The organism is Flavobacterium gyeonganense (assembly GCF_029625295.1).
Classification (GTDB): domain Bacteria; phylum Bacteroidota; class Bacteroidia; order Flavobacteriales; family Flavobacteriaceae; genus Flavobacterium; species Flavobacterium gyeonganense.
Window position 1 is genome coordinate 1,447,289 of the sequence record NZ_CP121112.1, and the last position, 20,804, is coordinate 1,468,092.

The 20,804-nt window shown below is 35.4% G+C and carries 12 protein-coding genes and 1 pseudogene; 3 read left to right on the forward strand and 10 right to left on the reverse strand.

The window, feature by feature from the left end:
• Nucleotides 1-104 precede the first annotated feature (104 nt).
• Complete coding sequence (locus P5P89_RS06395; RefSeq protein ID WP_278011210.1) at nt 105-1,367, forward strand: MFS transporter; 1,263 nt, start codon at nt 105-107, stop codon at nt 1,365-1,367.
• Between the two features lie 148 nt (nt 1,368-1,515).
• Here P5P89_RS06395 and P5P89_RS06400 read toward each other — a convergent pair whose 3' ends face one another.
• From P5P89_RS06400 to P5P89_RS06440, 10 genes and pseudogenes are all read right to left on the reverse strand, one after another.
• Nucleotides 1,516-4,728, reverse strand: coding sequence for a reverse transcriptase domain-containing protein (locus tag P5P89_RS06400; protein ID WP_278011211.1), 3,213 nt, complete (start codon nt 4,726-4,728; stop codon nt 1,516-1,518).
• A gap of 345 nt (nt 4,729-5,073) precedes the next feature.
• Entirely contained in the window at nt 5,074-5,391 is a 318-nt protein-coding gene (locus tag P5P89_RS06405; RefSeq protein ID WP_031455574.1) for a type II toxin-antitoxin system RelE/ParE family toxin, read from the reverse strand.
• On the reverse strand, nt 5,391-5,612 hold the full coding sequence (locus P5P89_RS06410) for a hypothetical protein (RefSeq protein ID WP_031455573.1): 222 nt from the start codon (nt 5,610-5,612) through the stop codon (nt 5,391-5,393). Before P5P89_RS06410 ends, P5P89_RS06405 begins: the two co-directional genes overlap by 1 nt.
• Before the next feature lie 46 nt (nt 5,613-5,658).
• On the reverse strand, nt 5,659-8,088 hold the full coding sequence (locus P5P89_RS06415) for a glycoside hydrolase family 2 TIM barrel-domain containing protein (protein ID WP_379679751.1): 2,430 nt from the start codon (nt 8,086-8,088) through the stop codon (nt 5,659-5,661).
• A gap of 148 nt (nt 8,089-8,236) precedes the next feature.
• Complete coding sequence (locus P5P89_RS06420; RefSeq protein WP_479724214.1) at nt 8,237-11,230, reverse strand: malectin domain-containing carbohydrate-binding protein; 2,994 nt, start codon at nt 11,228-11,230, stop codon at nt 8,237-8,239.
• An 84-nt stretch (nt 11,231-11,314) separates the two neighbouring features.
• A pseudogene (locus P5P89_RS21845) lies at nt 11,315-11,404 on the reverse strand (hypothetical protein); the annotation flags it as partial.
• Nucleotides 11,383-11,727, reverse strand: coding sequence for a hypothetical protein (locus tag P5P89_RS06425; protein ID WP_278011213.1), 345 nt, complete (start codon nt 11,725-11,727; stop codon nt 11,383-11,385). The gene P5P89_RS06425 and the pseudogene P5P89_RS21845, both read right to left, overlap by 22 nt.
• Nucleotides 11,728-11,916: 189 nt before the next feature.
• The gene (locus tag P5P89_RS06430; RefSeq protein ID WP_278011214.1) at nt 11,917-14,649 is read right to left on the reverse strand and encodes an alpha-d-galacturonidase; all 2,733 of its coding nucleotides are present in this window, start codon (nt 14,647-14,649) and stop codon (nt 11,917-11,919) included.
• Between the two features lie 167 nt (nt 14,650-14,816).
• Nucleotides 14,817-15,707, reverse strand: coding sequence for a sugar phosphate isomerase/epimerase family protein (locus P5P89_RS06435; RefSeq protein ID WP_278011215.1), 891 nt, complete (start codon nt 15,705-15,707; stop codon nt 14,817-14,819).
• 128 nt (nt 15,708-15,835) lie between these two features.
• Nucleotides 15,836-16,984, reverse strand: coding sequence for a sialidase family protein (locus P5P89_RS06440; RefSeq protein WP_278011216.1), 1,149 nt, complete (start codon nt 16,982-16,984; stop codon nt 15,836-15,838).
• Between the two features lie 252 nt (nt 16,985-17,236).
• Here P5P89_RS06440 and P5P89_RS06445 point away from each other — a divergent pair, with 252 nt between their 5' ends.
• Nucleotides 17,237-19,582, forward strand: coding sequence for a TonB-dependent receptor (locus P5P89_RS06445; RefSeq protein WP_278011217.1), 2,346 nt, complete (start codon nt 17,237-17,239; stop codon nt 19,580-19,582).
• A 17-nt stretch (nt 19,583-19,599) separates the two neighbouring features.
• Nucleotides 19,600-20,748 (forward strand): PepSY-associated TM helix domain-containing protein, encoded by a 1,149-nt coding sequence (locus P5P89_RS06450; RefSeq protein ID WP_278011218.1) that lies wholly within the window; start codon nt 19,600-19,602, stop codon nt 20,746-20,748.
• The last annotated feature ends 56 nt before the right edge of the window (nt 20,749-20,804 follow it).

Consider the following 20,804-nt stretch of genomic DNA (forward strand, 5'->3'; position numbering starts at 1 on the left):
CTATAGTTTATCAAGGCACACATTACATCTAAGTTAGATAGCAAAACAATTCTTTCCTCTGCGTTTGAATTTGTATATTCGCCACATTATTTTGAAAAAGAAGAATGATTGCAAAATTGAATGAAAAAAAATCCTATCCATGGATTGTGGTTGGCTTGTTGTGGTTTGTAGCGTTATTGAATTATTTAGACCGACAAATGCTTTCGACTATGAAGTCAGCCATGATGGATGACATTCCTGAATTGGCCAAAGCTGAAAATTTTGGTCTTTTAATGGCTATTTTCCTTTGGATATATGCGCTTATGAGCCCTGTTTCCGGAATTATAGCGGATCGGTTTAACCGAAAAAGAATCATTATTGGAAGTCTTTTTATCTGGTCCGGGGTTACTATGGCGATGGGTTATGCCACAACTTTCAATCAGATTTACATTTTGCGTGGCATTATGGGGTTTAGTGAAGCTTTTTATATTCCGGCCGCATTATCCTTAATTGCAGATTACCATCAGGAAAAAACGCGCTCTTTTGCGATTGCAATTCATACTACCGGAATTTATTTAGGGCAGGCGCTGGGTGGTTTTGGAGCCACTATTTCTAAGCATTTTTCCTGGCATTTCAGCTTTCACTCCGTAGGTTTACTCGGTGTACTTTACAGTTTAGTACTGATCTTTTTTCTACAGGAAAAGAAAACGTACTTTTTTGATTCCACAAAAAAGTCATCTACAATCTCTGAATTCAGGCAGATGTTCAAGGGATTGGGAATATTATTTGGTAATATTTCCTTTTGGGTTTTACTCTTTTATTTCGCTTCACCAAGTTTACCGGGCTGGGCGGCCAAAAACTGGTTACCGACCTTATTTACTGAAACGTTACATTTAGACATGGCTCTGGCGGGCCCCATTGCAACGGTTACCATTTCGATGTCTTCTTTTTTTGGTGTTTTAATTGGCGGTGCTATTTCAGACAGATGGGTGATGAAACATCTTAAAGGAAGAATTTACACCAGCGCTATTGGATTGTTTCTTACCATTCCGGCATTGTTTTTATTTGGCTACTGCTGTGACACAGCAGCTATTATTTTTGGCGCTATCCTTTTTGGACTTGGATTTGGAATATACGACACCAACAATATGCCTATTCTTTGTCAGTTTGTTGCGCCTCGCTACCGTGCTACCGGATATGGAATTATGAATTTCGTAGGTATTTCAGCCGGAGCTGTTATCACCGAGTTTTTAGGAAAAGCCGCTGATAATGGCGGAATGAGACACGTTTTTGTACTGCTGTTATTTGTAGTTTTGAGTGCCATCATTTTACAACTGGTTAGCCTGCATCCAAAAACTATAGATATGACTGAGGGGAGTGAACTTTAAACCAGAGTAATTATTAGTAATGCAACAAAGTTAAAAAATTAAACCATGAGTAGAATTATGCATTACAAACACTTATTTTACTCTTAAAAAGTAAATAGACACTCGTTGCAAAGAAACAGATTGAAGGTTTACTTCAAGTGGTTTCAAATTAACTTTGTTTATTTTTTATCCGATCAATAACATTCAATGGATTAAAATCAGGAGGTAAAACTTTAAAACTTTTATCGTCTTTTGTTAGATTATATTTTTTTCTTTGAAATTCTCTTAATTTATCTATTTCAATGGTACCTATGACTGTTACATTATTCTCTCCCCCTTTCAACTTCACAATATCTTTTTTATATGTTTCAGTTGGTTGTGAAATCCTAGTATCTCCATAATGACTTGAATTTACTTGGATAACATAGCAATGTAAATCTCTAGAAACAGATTCTACTAAATTAGAAAAATAGTTTAAATCTTTATTATATTCAACAGCGACTAATAAATCTATTTTATTCTTAATTAAACTTCTATGAGCAATATTCGCAAGTTCAAAACAATAGAAAACTGAAAAATAAATATTTTTCCAATTAAAAATATGATATCTAGAATATTGTGTTTGAGGAATTAAGCAATGATTTCCAATTATTACATCTTCTTCATGTGGAGCATAATGATTTTTTAATCTAAATACAACCGTTGCATCTTTATAACCATCAATATTAATCGGCATAATTGTTACAACAAAATTGAAGGCAATATTATTAACAGTTATATGCTCTAATCCCGTAATTAATAAACTTTCATTTTTTTCAGAGTACCGAACTAAGCTAGATAATATTTCAATTGGGATAAAGAATTCAGGAAAAACAACAATATCTGAATTGTTTTTTCTTGTTGATTTTAGAAAATCAACTAAATCTTGATATCTTTCATTTGATATATTTGGTCTATTTCTTAATGCATCTAATATATTTTTGTCATTTACAAATGTATTTGCAACAGACACTTTAGGTTTTGATAGTTTATTTTTAAGATTTGAATTCGTTTTAATTGAAATCAACTCATCTTGGTCTCCAGAAGAAAATTCAAAAAATTTATTTTTATATGAATCAATCGAATCCTCAAATATATCTTTTAACTTATGTTTAATATTCCCCAATTTAAATCTTTCAAAAGCGGTATCTAGAAAATGTATTTCATCTTCATTTTCTTGGTCAATACTTAAGTCAGCAATATTTGTTTTCAAATTACCCGCTGATATTTGTAAACTTTTTTCTTTTAAATCAGTAAAAAGTTGAGAAATTGTACATTCCCAAAATTTCAGCGGTCTAGGTGAATTTTCAATTAAATATTCATCAATGGTATAGTTTTCTATCTTGAAATTATAATTTATTAAATTTATTTCCCCCTCATAACTTTCTTTTGTGTAATTAAGCAACGGAATTGAAACATAATGATGTCTCATCATATTTGTTTTTCTATATCTCAATGCCCAAGGAGAATTACTTCTAGTAATTTCACTAAAAAAAGAGTACAAATATTCTGCCTCGATAGCATTGGTTCTATATTCGAAGTTTTTGAATATTTTTTTATCCTTACTGATAAATTTAGGATTTAATGAAAGTACTAATTCATGTGCATTATCTAAATAATTAATAAGCGAATCTATGATAGAAATGTATTTAACTTTTGTTTTCAAAAAAGTTGATTCATCTTTTCCTATTTTTAAAATTTCCTCAATACAATCGAAATAGAAATCCACATATTCTTTTGGCTTATCATTTACCATCAAATAAGTAAAAATTTTTTCCCAAATTTTATAAAACTCTATGCAATTCTGACCTTTAAAAACTTTTAAAAGTTTAATTATTTCATCATCTGAAACATTCTTCTTATGCTTAATTGCGCCTAATATTTTATTTGTTAGATAAACTGTAAGACCATATCTATTTTCCTTATAATCTTTTAATGTTCTAATTTTACCTTCAGAATCAGTGTAATTTAAATAAAATGCATTTTTATCAAATTCTCCTAAATTCTCATTATCATCAGGTAAATCACGAAATTCACTTGACCTATAATTTAATTCTTGTTTGAGTTTATCTATTACTAAATCTGACTCTTCCGAATAAAAATAATACATGAGCGTTTTGTCGGGTTGACAGTACAGGGAATCATATTTGTCAATTTTTATTATTCGTGAATCATTTTCAGGAATAATTTTTAAAATAGGATATAAATTTTGCAATAAATACTTTTCAACTGTTGTTAAACTATTATCACTATATTGTATATCAAAATTAAATTCCTCTTTAATTTTTTTATTATAGTTATCATAATCAAACTTATAATCTTGATATATTGAATTAGTATCCTCTTTGTCATTTGGTTCTGAAAAGACAATTAATATATCATCAACATACCTCCCGTAATAAGCAGGTTTATATTTCTTACACATTACTTTATCAAAATCATTTAGATAGTGATTAGCAATAACATACGATGAAAGTAGTCCGATTGGCAAAATTGATTTTTCATCTAATTCAGACGAAAAGTCTTTTGGTAATTGATATTTCGCTAATTTATTTGAATATATTTGATGTACTGTCTTCAAAATAATATTTACACTGTCATTATCCTTATTTGAAAAATATAAATTCAAATCAATTCTAGTCGAGTGGTAATAATCTTTTATATCAAGATTAATAAAAAGTGCATTTTTATTGTTCTTTAATAAGTCTTGGGCAGTTGAAACAGATTCATCTCTCCATTGTTGGTATTGACTAAAATAAGGTTTAAAAAGAGTTGAACTTTTTATTACTCCAGTTTTTTCTTTATTTAAAAGTAATCTATTTCCTTTGCAAACATCTAATAACTCCGAATCAAATTTATATCCACTTTTAATTATCCACATAACTGAAAATAAATGAATTTCTATTGGAACATCAATAAAGGCAGTTATTTTTTCTAATAAATATTTTTCTTCTGTTTTTTTATTTGTAATAAAATTTTCATCAATATTGTTTTTATTTGATTTAAATTTTTTAGGAAAGAAAGATGCATCAATTGATTTATAAAGATATTTTATAAATTGATTTTCTTCATTAAAATTATTCAACTCGTCAAGTATTCTGTCGAATTTAATTTTTAAATTTGATTCAATCGTTTTTTCTTTAACATTAAAAATATTTTTTAATAAATCCTTTTTATTTGAATAAGGCTCTGAAATTCCCCAATTGATATGAAAGTCAGAATCTTTCTTTGTATCAGTTTCAAATTCAACTAATTTTTGCCTTAATAATAATTCCGCATTGTCATAATATATGTAAGTTTTAAGTTTATTATATGCTAATTCAATATCTTCAAGTGTATACATTTTTTCAATATTTATAAAATTTACTCAATTTATAGACAAACTAATATCTTATTATTAAGGTTCTAAAGTCCTAATTTTCTTCAAACATTTATTAGTTTTATTTACGAATATAATCCAAATTTTATTACAAATTACAAACCTGAAAACACCCAAAAAATCTCTTCTTAAACCAACTCCCGCATAAGCGATGGAAATGGCATCCTTTTCTTTTCCTTCTTTAGGAAAAGAAAAGATATAATGGACAGCCCGACCCTTGTGGTTATGCCCAAAAATAAAAATTACACCCAAAATATTTTCAATAAAAAAGGCTGCCCTTTAAGACAACCTTAGAATTATTTTGGATATTTATTTTGTTCTTTTAATTTTTGCCGGATTCTGCCTGGTATCAAAAACATCGGCAATCATTATTTGTTTTTGTTTGGAATCGATGGTGTAAATGATTTTATAATTCTCGCAGATTAAGTATCGATATTCATTTTCTCTGTCAAGCAATAATTCTTCTACTTGGGTAATCTCAGGATGCGAAAGGATTTTATTTGGTTCCAGAATGATTTTCTCAATTACATTTTTTGCGACTTGTAAACTTGCATTTTCAATATAATACTCAAAAATTTTGTCTAATTCAGTTTCTGCAAAATCCGACCAGATTATTTTAAAAGCCATTATTTATACTTTGATAAAAGCTCTTCACTGGTCTTGAATTTACCATTCTTAAAGTCATTTTCTGACTGGTCGATTCGTGAATTTAATTCAGCAACAGACATAGGTTTTGTATTTTTTTGCATCTTACTTTTTAGCAAATTTTCGAACTGAGAAACTAATTCTTCGCTTTGAAGTTTTAGGAACTCCTGTACAAATTCAATTTTTCTAGTTTGCAAATCCATGGCATCATATTTTATTCAAAAATACAAAATTATTTTCCTGAAACACTTAATCTACTTTTATTTCTATCGCTGAGCCAGTAATTCCATTTCCTGTAGAAGCTTTTAACTGAATCTTTTCTTTCTTTCCGTTCGACTGAATGATGGCAATGCATTTACCATTAAACAATTTACAAGAATTCGCTTTAAAAGAATCCAGGTTCGCCTGATAGCCGTTATCAACACCCACTAATTTTCCTCCGCCTGTAACTTCAAAATTGATTAGGTCATTAGCATTTGGCAAAAGATTTCCGTCTTTATCAACGATTGAAACTGTTACATAAACCAAATCGTAAGTATCATTTTTGATGGCGGTTTTATCGGTTTTCAAATCTATTTTTGAAGCTTCTCCGGCGGTGTGAATTTCTTTTTCCAAAACTACTTTTCCATCTTTTCTGGAAATGGCTTTTATCGTTCCAGGTTCGAATTTTACGCGCCAGGATATGTGCAGATCGTCATTTTGTTTGGCTTTTTTGCCCAATGATTTTCCGTTGAGGAACAATTCCACTTCATCAGCATTGTTGTAATACGCCCAAACATCGACTTCTTGATCTTTTTGCCAATTCCAATGCGGAAAAATGTGTAGTACAGGTTTCTTCGTCCATTCGCTTTGGTACATATAATAGACATCTTTTGGAAGTCCCGCCAAATCGATGATTCCGAAATACGAACTTCTCGCCGGATAAGGATACGGATCGGGTTCGCCAATATAATCGACTCCTGTCCAGATAAAAGTTCCCGCCATGAAATCCTGTTTTTTGATGGTTTTCCAGTTTTCTTCATGCGTAGCACCCCAATAAGATTTTACCTGATCGTAAGCCGAAACCGTCCAGTCTGCATTTCCGTCAAATGCAGCACCGTGTTTGGTTGGCCACGCTTTAATTCCGTCAGGAAAATCATAATGTCCACGGGTTTCTAAAGCCGAAACACTTTCTGAAGCCAATATTTTCTGCCCTTTAAATTTGGTTGGGAAATCTTTATAATCTTCATGTTTGTAATTGAATCCCAATAAATCCAAAGCACCCGACTGATAAATAAAATTTTTCTCGATTACATTTTCGGTCAAAGCCGAAGTTACGGGACGGGTCGTATCCAGCGATTTTACGATTTGAGCCAGTTCCCTGGTAATTGCAATTCCGGTGCTGTCAAATTGTTCACGGATTTCGTTTCCGATACTCCACATCATCACTGACGGATAGTTGCGGTCTCTTTTGATGAAATCTTCCAGATCCTGTTTATGCCACGCATCCCAGTCTTTGTGATAATCGTTGGTTACTTTTTTCTTTTTCCACACATCGGTAAACTCATCCTGAACAATAAACCCCATTTCGTCACACAGTTTCATCATTTCCAATGAGTGCGGATTGTGCGCCATTCGGATAGCGTTAGTCCCCATTTCTTTCAGCAAGGTCAGTTTTCTTCGAAGAGCATGAATATTTTCTACTGCTCCCAAAGCACCGTTGTCGTGATGCAGGCAAACACCTAATATTTTAGTAGGAACACCGTTTAACGAAAATCCTTTTTCAGAATCGAAATTAAAATAGCGGAAACCAAGTGGAGTTTCGTAATTGTCGATTAGTTTCGATTTCTCATAGATTTTGGTTATGACTTTGTACAGATACGGATTTTCGGTATTCCATAATTTTGGCTGATTCAAAGCCAGATTGTGAATCTTTTTTGCCGATGTTTTGGCTCCGATTTTTTCTATGGAAGTAGTATTCGCAACTTCAACATTGTCAGCATTGACGATAGAAGTCACGAGTTTGAATTCTTTTTCGGAAGCATTTTCGTTATCAATATCCACTTCCAGATGAATGGTTGCTTTGTCTTTGGAAACTTCGGGCGTCGTTACATACGTTCCCCATTTTGCCACGTGCAGTTTTTCGCTGGCCACCAATCGCACATTTCTGTAAATTCCGGATCCGGTGTACCATCTTGAATTGGGCTGTGCATCGTTATCAACTTTTACAGCAATGACATTCTGCTTTCCGAAATTCAAAAATTGTGATAATTCATAAGCAAAAGAAATATAACCGTTCGGTCTCATCCCTAAAGAATGGCCATTTATAAATACTTCGCTGTTTTTGAAAACACCGTCAAATTCAACTGAAACGGTTTTGTTTTTCCAATTCGCAGGAACAGTAAATGTTTTACGATACCAGCCTTTTCCTGCCGGCAAAAATCCCTGTGCCTGTTTTGTTTTACTGTCTTTATCGAAAGCTCCTTCAATACTCCAGTCGTGAGGCAATTGCAGAGTTCTCCAATCCGAAGCATTGAAATTAGCATTTACCGCTTCTGGATAATCTCCCAATTTGAAGTTCCAGTTTTTGTTGAAATCTTCGACAATTCTGGCTTTTTTTCCTTGTGCGAAACTTGCTGTTGAAAGCAGTATTATTAAGGCTATTGCGATTTTTTGAAAAATGTTTTTATACATGTTCATAAACTTTATTTTTTTATAATCCAATTTCGTCTCGTTTGTCATTCCGACGAAGGAGGAATCTCCACAAGTAACTCCGCACAGAAAAAAAACAATCTTTGTCGAGCTTCTAACGAAGATTCCTCCTTCGTCGGAATGACAAAAATGATGATTATTGAAATTCGAAATTATCAAGGAGTAATCCCTTCATATCATCAGATTCTATCGTGATTTTATAAGTTCCTGCATTGATATAACCGCCTGATGTTGTATTCAAAATTTTCCATTTTTCTGTTGCAGACGGAAACTCAATAGTGTCATTTCGCATCAGGATTCCATAGGCGTCTTCCATTTTGAATTTGACTTTCAAAGGTGTTTCGTTTCTATTCATAAATCGAAAACGCATCAGGTAAATTCCCGCCACTCCTGGTTTCACTTCAAACTGAATGCTGTTTTTTGTTTTCTCCTTAAATTCGATATAATCGGCTTTTTTGAAATTGCCTTTTTCGATTCCGGTTCCGGTTGTTTTTGCGGTCTCGGCTTCTAAAAGTACAACCCGTCTTGAATCGTCTTTTTCGCCCATATCGTAAGTTGGAACGACCGCTATTGTGCTATTTTCAAAAAATACTTTTTCGCCTTTTTTTACTTTTTTATGGAAAACTGAAAATTCAACTTTATCTGAATTTTTAGCCGTTTCCGACAACTTTTTGTAACCTGAAATCGAATCTTTCGATTTGCTAAACAGATAAATTTCAGAATCTTCTTTGGTTATAAAAGAACCTGAAAATTTTGACGAAATCTGCAAATAATCGGCTCCGAAAACTTCAGCGGGCAATTGCGCAAAAACAACTTCAGAATCTGAATATTGTTTGGAATTGATATCCAGCCAAGAACCGATTTTAGACTCCGAATTACTTGCAACGTTCTGAATATTTCGTGGTGAAGCCGAAGCTCCTTTTACCGACTTATCTTTGGTGGCAATAGCAATAGCTGAAATGATAGCCTGACTCGCTTTTACATTTGGGAAAGAAATCGTGATTTTACCATTTTTGCTTTTTACTACGAAGGTTTTCTTTAGCGCCGCATCGTGTCCGACTTCACTCCAGATATCCAAATCTTTCAAAACTACATTATCATTAATGGCTACGTCAAACAAACGCCAGCCTTTGCAATCCAGTCCGCCTCCGGTACCGTACCAGGGTTCTGTGAAATACAATTCTACTAAGTATTCTCCGTCCGGAGCTGGAAATTCGTAACGCAATTTGTCGATTCCGTATCTAAAACTTTGAAATAATTTCCAGTCTTTTGTTCCTGAAATTGGATCGAAAGTGATTCTTTGGCTTGCATAAAAGTCTGGCAATTGGTTGAAATTATCTGTCCACGACAAAGATCCCCAGGTGTTTTCTCCGTTTTTATGAACATCTGCCTGCCATAAATTTCCGAGAGAATCGGTGATTTCGCTTCCTCCACTATTGACTCTGTAAATGTAATTGTAGTTTTTTTGAGGCTGTAAAAGTGTTTCTTTTTGAGTTTCTAATGCTTGGAAATTAGGTGCTTTTGGCAAAGTGTTCAAAACCATATAATCTTTGGCGACGGCTTTTCCGTTTACATAACCCACAGCATACAAAACATTGTATTGAACATTGACATTATTAAACTGAAAATGCTGTCCGATTCCCGGATTTTTTAGTTTTCCGAGTGATCCTTTATTGATATCATTGAACAATTCTACCTCATCACAATTCGAATAAACATCGATTCCGTTTTTGATTCCGGGAGTATCCCAACGATTTGGCCAGGTGTGCGAAACAATATATACCATCGGGTTTGTTTTGTTCGAAACATAATTGGCGCGATACATATAATAAGCATCCAAAGGTTCTCCCCAAATACTGAAAAGTCCTTTGTAATTTACCGGTCCAACTTTATCTATGTCCCTAAAACCTTCCCCGTTTTGCGAACGTCCCGGATTTTCATGTGAAGCAAAAAGCCAGTTGAATTGTCCTGCAATTTTATCCTTTACCGATTCGGCTTCGCGGACTTTGATTTCCATTAATTGCGAGAAACGATTTTCGCTCAAAATTCCTTTTTGATCGAATTCACCTTCGGTGTGCAAGTCGTGTGACCGCCAGGCACCATACTCCCCGTTTAGCAATTGCTTGCTCATTTCGACATCGTAATTAAACGGATCGCCTCCATAGGTTCCCGACCAGTTTTGTACTACATTCCAATCGGTTCCTTCGCCTCCGTTACAGGTGGTAACGATGCGTTGTGAAGCCGACATTGGATCCATTTCTCGGATGATTTTGGTACATTCTTCGGCAAATGCTGCCGGAATGGTGCTTTCGTTTTGCAATCCCCACATTACGACCGACGGATTGTTTCGGCGTTCTTTGATCCATTCGCGCAATAAGGTTTTGAAATTCTCTTTGAATTCGGGTGTGTCGTACCAAATATGTGCCGAAAACTGACTCCAGAACAGAATTCCGTTTTCGTCCAGCTCTTTTTGGTATTCTAAATTATGAGGCTGGTGCGCTTCGCGGAAAGCATTAAAACCGCCCGCTTTAATCTGTTCGATTCTGGAATGGATTTGCTCCTTCGAAAACGAATGACTGTTTCCTATTAGGTGTTCGTATTCGCAGGTTCCGTTGATAAACAATGGTTCGTCGTTGATAAAAAAACGATTATCTTTTCCGTCACGACTAACCGGCCAGCTTACCCAACGGATTCCGTATGGCGTTTTTAATTCGTCTATTTTTTTTCCGTTTTCAAAAACTGTAGTGACCAGTTCATATAAATACGGATTGGCTGGTGACCATAATTTTGGATTTACAATCTCTGGAAGTGTTTGTGGTATTTGTTTTGTTTCTCCTGAAGTGTTTTTGATATCGGTTTTTACACTAACCACTTTCTTTCCGTTTTTATCAAAAAGAGTGTTTTCGATAGTTAGGTTTCGGTTTGAAGTTCCGTAGTTTTTGATTTCTGTAGTAATGTTCAGGATTGCTTTTTCTTTGGAAGTTACTTTGTCATTCCAAATATGAACGCCAAAAGGTTCTATGCGAACTTCATCCGTAACGACTAAAGTTACAGGTCTGAAGATCCCCATTGGCTGTGAGCCTTCTGAGAATCCCCATTCTCCGGAACAACCTCCACAAACCCAAGGCAAATCGGCAATGAAGGATGGATGTGATGCTTTGACGATTATATTGTTTGCTTTTTCGAAAGAAACAGCATTTGTAATATCGACTGTAAAAGTCGTTCTTCCGCCTTTGTGTTCTCCTACTTTTTTGCCGTTTACCCAAACGGTTGCGTATGAACTTACGCCTTCAAAAAAAGGAATAGTCTTTTAGAACTGTCTTTTTTGTCTAATTGCAGTGTTTTATGATACCAGGCGGTTCCGTGTAAATTGCCGTGCTTGGTCCTTAGAAAACCGTAATACTGATCCCAGTTGTGGGGTACGTTTACTTTTTGCCATTGTGCATTGACTTTTGGATTTTGCACAAAAGTTTCTTCCTTTTCCGTAAGCTGATTCAAAACAATGGTTTCCCATGAGGAATTCAGCGAAATTTCTTTACGAAACTTCGCCTGCCCCTTGCCGCTTTGACTCCATACAAAGCAAGCGCCTACAAAAAAACAAAAAATAAAAAAAACTATTTTCTTCATATTATTTTTAAACCATATAAGTCATATTAAGGTTATTTAAGTCTTATTATTTTTGAAACCGGATCGTCTAACTTAATCTGGGTTTGCGTGAGGGATAGTAGCGACATCCTTTTGGGGCGGGGTTCGCCCCAAAAGATATAGCGGATAGCCCGACCCGCAGTTTTTACGGAGGGTCACGCCCACATTATCTTAATAAAACAACCAGTCTACCGCACCTTTTTCGCCTTCGTCGATGTAGCCGACATCACGGGTCGTAATGGTTTGATTGGCATCGATGAAGCCTAAAATCAAGACTCTTCCTTTACCCAAATCGAGTTTGTTTTCGCCCGGTTGAAAGGTGTAGGTGTGAATGTTGATTCTTGGCAATTCCTTCAAATTCATTGCGCTTGCCAGGATTACTTCGGCCTGACCGTGGGCGTTTCCGGCTGCATCAGTTTCTAAACTTGGCGGGAATAAAAATCTTTTCTGATCGGAATTGAAATAACCTACCACAAGTTTTACCGCTTTGGTATTTTTGAATTTCAGGTGCGTTCCGTTTTCGTTTTGCGATGTTTCATCGAAAGCAATTCCTTTTAGGTTTTGCAGTTCCGGTGCTATTTTTGTCAGTTCTGAAATTGGCGTTCCGTACACTTTTGTTCCGTTTTTGATTGGGTAAGTTCCTTTGGTTTCACTTAATAAAGTTACCTCAGCGGTTTTCCATGGCTTGCTTTCTTTGGTTACCACTTTACCATCTTTTGATGATTTTAGAAGACCCAGATTTCGTTTGAAATTAGCCAATTCACGTTCGTAATGTGGCAATAATTCGGCCCAGGTTTTGTTGTTTCCATCGTCTCCGCCAATCGGGATTCGGCGTTGCGCGGTTTGCATACTGTTGGCGTACAAATAATGGTCCTTGGTTAGATTCACCAATAATTCGTAATGTTTGATGCTCTCTTCAAGATGCGGAAGGGCTTTATCCAAATCGGAAATTTCATTGGAATAGCTGTAACGCAAGACCAAAATCGCGGCTTTCACTTTCTCCGAAAAGAAATCGGCGAAAGCTTTATAAGCGTGCATATCGTTTTTAAGACGCAGGAATTCATCCTTGTCTTTGGTTACTTTTGACTCGGCTTTGTCGATGGCTTCAACGGCTAGTTTTCCGTGTTGCGTGATTTCGGCAATGATTTGCGTTGGCAATTCCCCAACGTGTGGTTCTTTGTTCCATTCTTTTTTGGCGTACTCCAAAAGCAACTCGCCAACCGGTCCGCACGATTCGTGGAATCCCGGATACACTCTCCATTTGGCTGGATTGACTAATTGACTTTCGAACATTCCTAATAATAAGGTCTGACGATTTCCTTCGGTAATTCCGAAACGTCTTAATGTTTTTGGAGCAATTTCTCCTGATTCATCGTAGGCTTTTTGGATGTTATTTGCTGCTTCTAAATCAGTTCCGTATTTAGCAGCTAAATCTTCACTCCAATATTTAATTTCTTCGTTTCTGTCTCTTTTACTATTCCACGCATATCTTGCCCAGGCTTTGTACCAAATCCAATCGCGATCCATTTCGAGCAATCTCTCGCCAGTTTTTGTTTTATCAGCCGTGTAAGGCCAATCCCAATAGGATGCCTGCGGATATAAGTGAAGGGCGTTGGCACCATGAGCCATGTGCATCGCTTTAACTGTTTTCTGAATAAAGTCAGGTGAACCGTATCTAAATGGTTCTAAGTTTGCCAAAATATGTACGTTTGAAATGTGAACGGAATTCAGTGAGCTTAACTTTTTGTGGATTTCTCCCCAAGGTCCCCCAGGCGTATAAGTCGTCAATGACTCGCCATTATATTTGTGCATCGTGTACAGGTTTTTGTACAACGGAAGTGATTTTTCCATTACCAAAGGCGCATCGGTATCGTGCGCACGAAGGATAATTGGCGGTTCCTGTGTTTTTCCTAAAGCTTTTAATCCGTCCTGAACGCCCGGAATAATCGTTTTGGTAAACCATTCCACGTCGTCATCGATGGTATTGATAGCTTCTCCCAGACATACCAATAGTCCAACATTTGGATATTTTTCTATGAAAGCTGTGATTGATTTTTTGGTATAATCCGCAATTTCTGGTGTGATTGGACGTGAACGATCCTGTGTTTTAATGTTGTAATGCTCAGCAAATGGCTTAGAAACAAGAATATTATAAAACATCTGAATGACCCAGATTCCCCTTTTATTCGCTTCTACAGTCAGGTAATTATAAATTTCTTCGTTCTTTTTAAAATCTTCTTCACTTACTTCCACAGCAAACGGATAGTCTTTTAGTTTTACCAATGAAGCAAACGGATGTCCATTCCATAAATACAGGGAATTTAGTCGGTTGTCGACCATCATATCCAGGTATTTTGTCCACAGTTTTTTATCATAAAACCAAGGGAAAGATTCGGGCGTGTATGGATATTCGTAAACGTCTCTTCCCGGAAGATAAACCGGTTTTTGCACTCCGATACAAGATCCTCTCAAGACCATTTCGGGACTGTCTTCAATATTGATTTCTGACGGAATTTCACCTGAAGTTTTGATTCGGTCTGCCAATTCCAAAGCGCCATATAAAGCTCCGGTTGCGTCGGTTCCTTCAATGAAAATGATGTTTTTTTGCGTGCGGATTTGAAAGCCTTCTTTCTTGGTTAATTGGCTGTCGTCGATTTTAGCGGTTTTGGTATTTTGATTCCAAAAATCAGTTCCTTTTTCGCCAATGATGATTACTTTGTCTTTTGATTTTTTAGGCGTTTTGTCTGCAAAAGTTATTTTAAATCCTTTTGCGGTTGCGGTTTCTGATAGTTTTTCGGCTCCATATTGCGATCTTGGTGCTTTGGCATCACGAACGATGGTGATGTTTTGGGCTGATGCAAAAGTTACATATAGTCCTAAAAAAAGTAAGCTTAGATATTTCATTGTATTGTTATTTTTTTGACCACAAATTGCGCAAATTTTCGCAAATTATAATCGTATTTGTTTTTGTCACAGATTAAAAAATCTGTTAAGAATCTGCTTGAATCTTTTTAAATCTGCGTGCTAATTTTTGTCACGCAGATTCTGCAGATTTAGCAGATTTTTTTATTTTAATTCTGAAAAATTTTCTTCAAGTAAGCAACGTTAGCTCCGTAATTGGCTTTTACGTTATGCACTTGTGTTACGTCTCTCGAACGTTCTACAATCAGCCAGCCACTCCATTTCATTTCGTCCAGCGTTTTTTTGATTTTTGGCATATCTACATTTTTGTCATTTTCAAGCCAGACGTTATCTGTTGTCGAAGCATGAATCTGAGCTAGGTGTTTTTTGCCTAAAATCTTCAATTCTGTTGCAATATCTCTTCCGTTATCTACGGCATTGGCAAAATTGAAAGAGCTTTTAATGTGTTTACAGCCAATTTCTTCCAATAATTTTTTCTCATCAGTAGCGTTTAATGAAGTTTCAATAGCAATTACGCCTCCAATTTTACCAACTTGTTTGCCTGCCCATTTCAATCTTTCGATAATAATCGGGCGTAATTCCGGATTTTTTGTCAAATCACTTTCGGTACCCAAAGGCAGATAAGCAACTTTCACTTTCATGTTTTTCATGGTTGCCACACAATCGTTAATCATCAGTGTGATTGAATCTCTTTTAGCGAATGACTGTGCATAGAATCCAGACATGGCAATCGAGCTGATTCCAACACCTGTTTCTTTGGATTTATCCAGAAACTTTTGTCTTTCGATTGGATCACCTAATTTGCTGTCAAAGGTTGGTCTTTTTCCCAAGCCGCCCATATCGAGTTCTATTCCGTCTGCTTTTATTTCGCTTGCCAAACCGAAGGCACCAAGTTTTTGTCTTTTTAAAATCATCCAGTCGCAAACCGCTACTTTGTATTTTTGCTTTTTTGATGATTGAGCAGAAACTGTACCGAATGTTCCTGATAAGATAACAACTAATGCAATAAATATGCTCCTTTTAAAATTAGTTAACTTCATAATTATTATTTTTTATTAATACAGATTAAAAAAAATTGCTAAATCTGCTAAATCTGCGAGAGTAACTTTTCCCGCAGATTTAGCAGATTATGGAGATTAAAATTCTTTAATAATCCGTTGCGAATATTTTATTCTTCTTCAGCTTTAACCGCTTTTACTTCAACCCCTTCTTGTCCTGGCCAGATTCCGTTTTTGATTGGAAGTGCTACCAATTTGCTTGGATCAATTTTTACGTATTTCAGTTTTTGTCTTCTCCAGGTATACACAATATGCACCATTCCGTCTGAACTCTGAATTATCGATGGATAAGAATATTGACTGATTTTTGAATCTTCTAAAACCAAAGTCGCATTCCAATTGATTCCGTCGTCTGAAATAGAAAGATTTAAAGGCGTTCTTGGCCCTTTGGCTTCATTTCCCGGAGGCAAAACGTGGTTGTAAACCAATAAATGTTTTCCGTTTTTCAATGTTACCGCATCGGTTCCTGAGTTGTTGTTTGGCAAACCAATTAGTTCTAACTCCGACCAGGTTTTTCCGTTGTTTTTAGAAAAAGTACTGAAAATTGCTCTGTTTTTAGTTCTTCCAATAGCCTGAATGCTTCCGTCTTTATGAAACAAAATACTTGGCTGAATCGCATTAACTTTTTGCTTGCCTCTTGAAATGGTATCACCCAGAACCCAGGTTTTTCCGAAGTCCGGAGTTGATTCCATACGCAAATGCCAGCCATTTCCTTCGGTGCTTGAAGGAAGCAATACTGTTCCGTTGCTCAATAAAACCGGCTTGTTTTTGATTGGTCCCAGAAAATCTTTATTTGGCATATCTATCTTATCAGACCAGGTTTTTCCGCCATCAGAAGAAGTTCTGTAAACACCCCACCACTCAGATGGTTTTGGTCCGATTTTATAAAACAACATCAAATCGCCACCCGGAATTTGGTACAAAACAGGATTCCATGTTGGAAATCTTGTTCCATCTGGCATCACGCCATCAGCTACTTTAATAGGTTCACCCCATTTGTCACTTCCTTTTGGTTTTATTGCTGAATAAATACATACATCCGGATGTCTTTCGTGACTTCCACCAAACCAAGCTGACACTAAATCTCCATTCGTCGCTTCCACAATAGTTACGGAATGGCAGGACGGATAAGGCGCTTTATCGTAAATGAATTCATCTACTAAAATTCCTTCTTTCCATGTCTTTTTTTCCAAAGCAGATTTACAGCTTCCCAAAAGTAAGAGTCCAAAAAAGGCAATAGTTATGTGTTTTAGTTTCATTAATTTATTATTTAAAATAGCATTTAGCTTATTTTCAAAGAATTATACAAAAATAAGTTAGCAAAAATTTATTAAGTGTAAAAATAACACTAAAAAATCATCAAAGTGACCTGTACCATCCTGTATTAACAAAAACTATACCTAAGCACTGATTCTAAAATTCTGACGGGATAAATAGATTTAAAAATTTATTATTATTTAGAATAAATAAAAACAATATTTACATTTGCACAAAATTAACAATTCCAAATAATGAAAAACAAACTATTCGTAAGCATCTTTTTTGGCTTATTAAGTACAATTGTATTTTCACAAACGGCGAGTGTCGCGGGTAAAGTGAAAATTTCAAACGGAAATTCATCCGATTTTATAAATGTAAAAATCAAAGGTACTTCTATGTCTGCAAGTACAGACAGAAATGGAGAATATACTATAAAAAATCTTCAAAACGGTAATGCAACACTGGTTGTATCAGCAATGGGATTTGAAACACAGGAAATCTCTGTTGAACTAAAAGAAAATGAAACTACCATTGCTCATGAAGTTTTCCTGATTGAAGCTACAAATCAATTACAATCGGTTGAAGTAACCGGAAGAAAAAAATCTTCCTATAAAAATGACAACACTTTTTCGGCCACAAAATTAGAAATGAGGGTTATTGACGTTCCTCAAAGCATTTCGTTTGTAACCAAAGAACTTATACAGGATCAACAAGCGTTACGTCTGAAGGATGTGGGAAAAAATGTCGCGGGTGTCAATGAATTCAGTACTTATGATGATATCGTGATCAGAGGGTTTAGAAACAATGACAGCAACGGCCGATTAATCAATGGATTGCGCGGTGTCAATAGTTTCTGGACAAGTCCTTTACTGGTTAATATAGAAAGAGTTGAATACATAAAAGGACCGGCATCGGCTGTTTTTGCCAATTCGAGTCCGGGTGGAACTATTAACATGATTACCAAAAAGCCATTGGATGAAACCAGACAGGCTATTCAGTTTACAACTGGAAGTTTCAATACGTTTAGAACTACAGCAGATTTTACAGGAGCTGTAAATGAAGATAAATCTTTATTGTACCGATTGAATCTGGGTTATGAAAATGCCGATACTTACAGAGATCAGATTGGTAATAAATCGATTGTTATAGCGCCATCTGTTTCCTTTATTCCTAAAGAAGGAACACGATTTAATGCAGACTTGGTTTATACGAACCTGGATACAAAACTGGACAGAGGAAGAACTATTGTTCAGGGTACAACAGATCTTTTTGCAACACCAATTGGCTTCAACATCGCGCAGCCAAATGATTATTTAAGAAGCAAAACACTGGCGTTAACTTTATCATTCAGTCAGGTTATCAATAAATACCTGACATTCAACGCTTCTTATTTAAAAGTACGATATGACGAAGAACTGAATGAGCACGGCTTTAACGGATACATTACACCAACTTTGATTGCTATGTATTTTAATGACCGAAAAACGATTCAGCACGGAAACAATTTGTCTACTTATTTTTCTTCTAAATTTAATACCGGAGAACTGGAACATCAGGCAGTTGCAGGATACGATTATATTAATGGAGAAATCAACCAGTACCAAAGAGATGCTGAGAATGAATCCGGAAATGTGAGTAATTTTGATTTATCTGATCCAACTTATTTTATCAGACCTATTGAGACTTATGATTTTACATCTACAACAAATGATATCAGTAAATATTATACCAACGGTTTTTATGTTCAGGATCTAATTAAATATAAAAGATTACAGTTATTATTAAGTCTGAGACAGGAGTTTTACACGTTTCCTGAAAATGCTTCTGCCGGAATTACAGACGGCAAAAAAACTGAAAAAGCATTATTACCAAAAGTTGGACTTACCTACAGCATTACTGATAACATAAATGCATATGGGACATACGCAACTGGTTTTGAAAATCAGAATGCTGCAACCGTCGGAAATATAAATGCTGGAGGACCGTTTGACCCAATGACCAGCAACTTATTTGAAATAGGTTCTAAAGGCGAGTTCTTCAATAAAAAACTTTTTATCGGAACTGCTGTTTACCAAATTACAAGAAATAACATCCTGGTTAGTGCAAATGACGCCACAAACCCTGATTTATTAGAACAAAGAGGTCAGGAACGTGCGAGAGGTTTTGAAGTTGAAGCCGTTGGAAAAATAAATAACAACCTGAGCATTAATCTGAGTTATGCTTACAACAATGCTATAATTACTGAGTCTGTAAAAGGTGATATCAATAATCAGGTTGGACTTACTAAAGAAAATGCTCCAAAACACATCAGCGGCAGCTGGATAAAATACAGTTTTAATGAAGGTGTTATTAAAGGTTTAGGACTGGCAATTGGACATAGTCAGGTTTCTAAAAGAGAAACATTTGTGAGAACTCTACAGCTTCCGTCGTATGTTGTCTTTAATACTGCCGCATATTATAAAGTAGATCGTTTTACGATTGGCCTTAATTTCAATAACATTTTCGACAAAAAATATTTGGTTGGCGGTTATAACTATCAACGAAACTTTACAGGAGCACCAAGCAATTTCCTTGTAAACGTTGGATATACTTTTTAAGTAATTATTTTAGCTCAATGAGAAAATTTTTTAATAAAATACATCTATGGCTCGGGCTTGCGTCCGGGCTTGTTGTATTTATAAGCATGCTGGCTGCCAGTATTTTTGTTTGGGATGAAGAATTATCATTATGGTATCATCAGGAAAAATATCTGGTTCACGAAGTTAAAAATTCCGTTTTACCATTAGATACACTAGTCAGTATTGTAAAAAATAAATATCCGCTTGCTGATTATATTGAAATTAGTAAAAACCCGGATAGAAGTTATGTTTTCACCAGCTATAAAGAAAATACAAAACCACACTGGACCGCAGCATCTGATTACGAAATTTACAATCACATTTATATTGACCAATACACAGGCCAAGAACTTGGAGAAGTAGATTTACGGTATGACTGGATATTCAATTTAAGATTGCTACATCAAAATTTGCTTTTAACTTATGATGTCGGACATTATTTTGTAGGCATCTCAACCCTCATTATTTTTATACTGATCCTGAGCGGCATCTATTTGTGGTGGCCCAAAAACAAAGCAGCATTAAAACAGAGGGTCTGGTTTCGATGGAAAAGCACCACAAAATGGAAACGTAAAAATTATGATTTTCATAATATTGGAGGTATTTATACCTTTTTGTTTATTTTGATTTTTGCTGTTACCGGACTCGTATGGACTTTTGACTGGTGGACAAACGGGATTTACAGAATTTTAGGAAACGATCCAGAAAAAGTCTGGAGTAAACCTCCTGAAATAAAAAACGTTAATCCGGTAAAAACGATTAATCCATTGGAATCTATTATTTTGTTTACGAAAGAAAAAATTCCAAACTACACTACTATCGGATTAACCCTGCCTGAAACAACGGTTAAAAATCCGGTTCCGGTTAATGCATTTGTGAGACATGAAGGCAATTCCGGCTGGGATGAATCAGACAGTTACACTTTTAACAGCCAGACAGCCGAAAATTATTTTAAAGTAACCCATCATGACAAAACCCTGGGTGCAAAGTGGAGAAACAGCAATTACGCTATTCACACCGGCAGTATATATGGTTTGCCAACTAAAATTTTAGCTACACTAGTTTCGTTGTTTTGTGCACTTTTGCCTGTCAGCGGTTTTTTAATTTGGTGGGGAAGAAATAAAAAAAGTAAATCCAAAAAATAAAAAAAGGGATGATTTGTCTAAAATCATCCCTTTTGCATTATTATCATTTTAAACTT

Bases quoted from the DNA above. Each gene is read 5' to 3' on its own strand.
- P5P89_RS06395 (WP_278011210.1), top strand. From the start codon at position 105: ATGATTGCAAAATTGAATGAAAAAAAATCCTATCCATGGATTGTGGTT.
- P5P89_RS06400 (WP_278011211.1), bottom strand. From the start codon at position 4,728: ATGTATACACTTGAAGATATTGAATTAGCATATAATAAACTTAAAACT.
- P5P89_RS06405 (WP_031455574.1), bottom strand. From the start codon at position 5,391: ATGGCTTTTAAAATAATCTGGTCGGATTTTGCAGAAACTGAATTAGAC.
- P5P89_RS06410 (WP_031455573.1), bottom strand. From the start codon at position 5,612: ATGGATTTGCAAACTAGAAAAATTGAATTTGTACAGGAGTTCCTAAAA.
- P5P89_RS06415 (WP_379679751.1), bottom strand. From the start codon at position 8,088: ATGAACATGTATAAAAACATTTTTCAAAAAATCGCAATAGCCTTAATA.
- P5P89_RS06425 (WP_278011213.1), bottom strand. From the start codon at position 11,727: ATGAAGAAAATAGTTTTTTTTATTTTTTGTTTTTTTGTAGGCGCTTGC.
- P5P89_RS06430 (WP_278011214.1), bottom strand. From the start codon at position 14,649: ATGAAATATCTAAGCTTACTTTTTTTAGGACTATATGTAACTTTTGCA.
- P5P89_RS06435 (WP_278011215.1), bottom strand. From the start codon at position 15,707: ATGAAGTTAACTAATTTTAAAAGGAGCATATTTATTGCATTAGTTGTT.
- P5P89_RS06440 (WP_278011216.1), bottom strand. From the start codon at position 16,984: ATGAAACTAAAACACATAACTATTGCCTTTTTTGGACTCTTACTTTTG.
- P5P89_RS06445 (WP_278011217.1), top strand. From the start codon at position 17,237: ATGAAAAACAAACTATTCGTAAGCATCTTTTTTGGCTTATTAAGTACA.
- P5P89_RS06450 (WP_278011218.1), top strand. From the start codon at position 19,600: ATGAGAAAATTTTTTAATAAAATACATCTATGGCTCGGGCTTGCGTCC.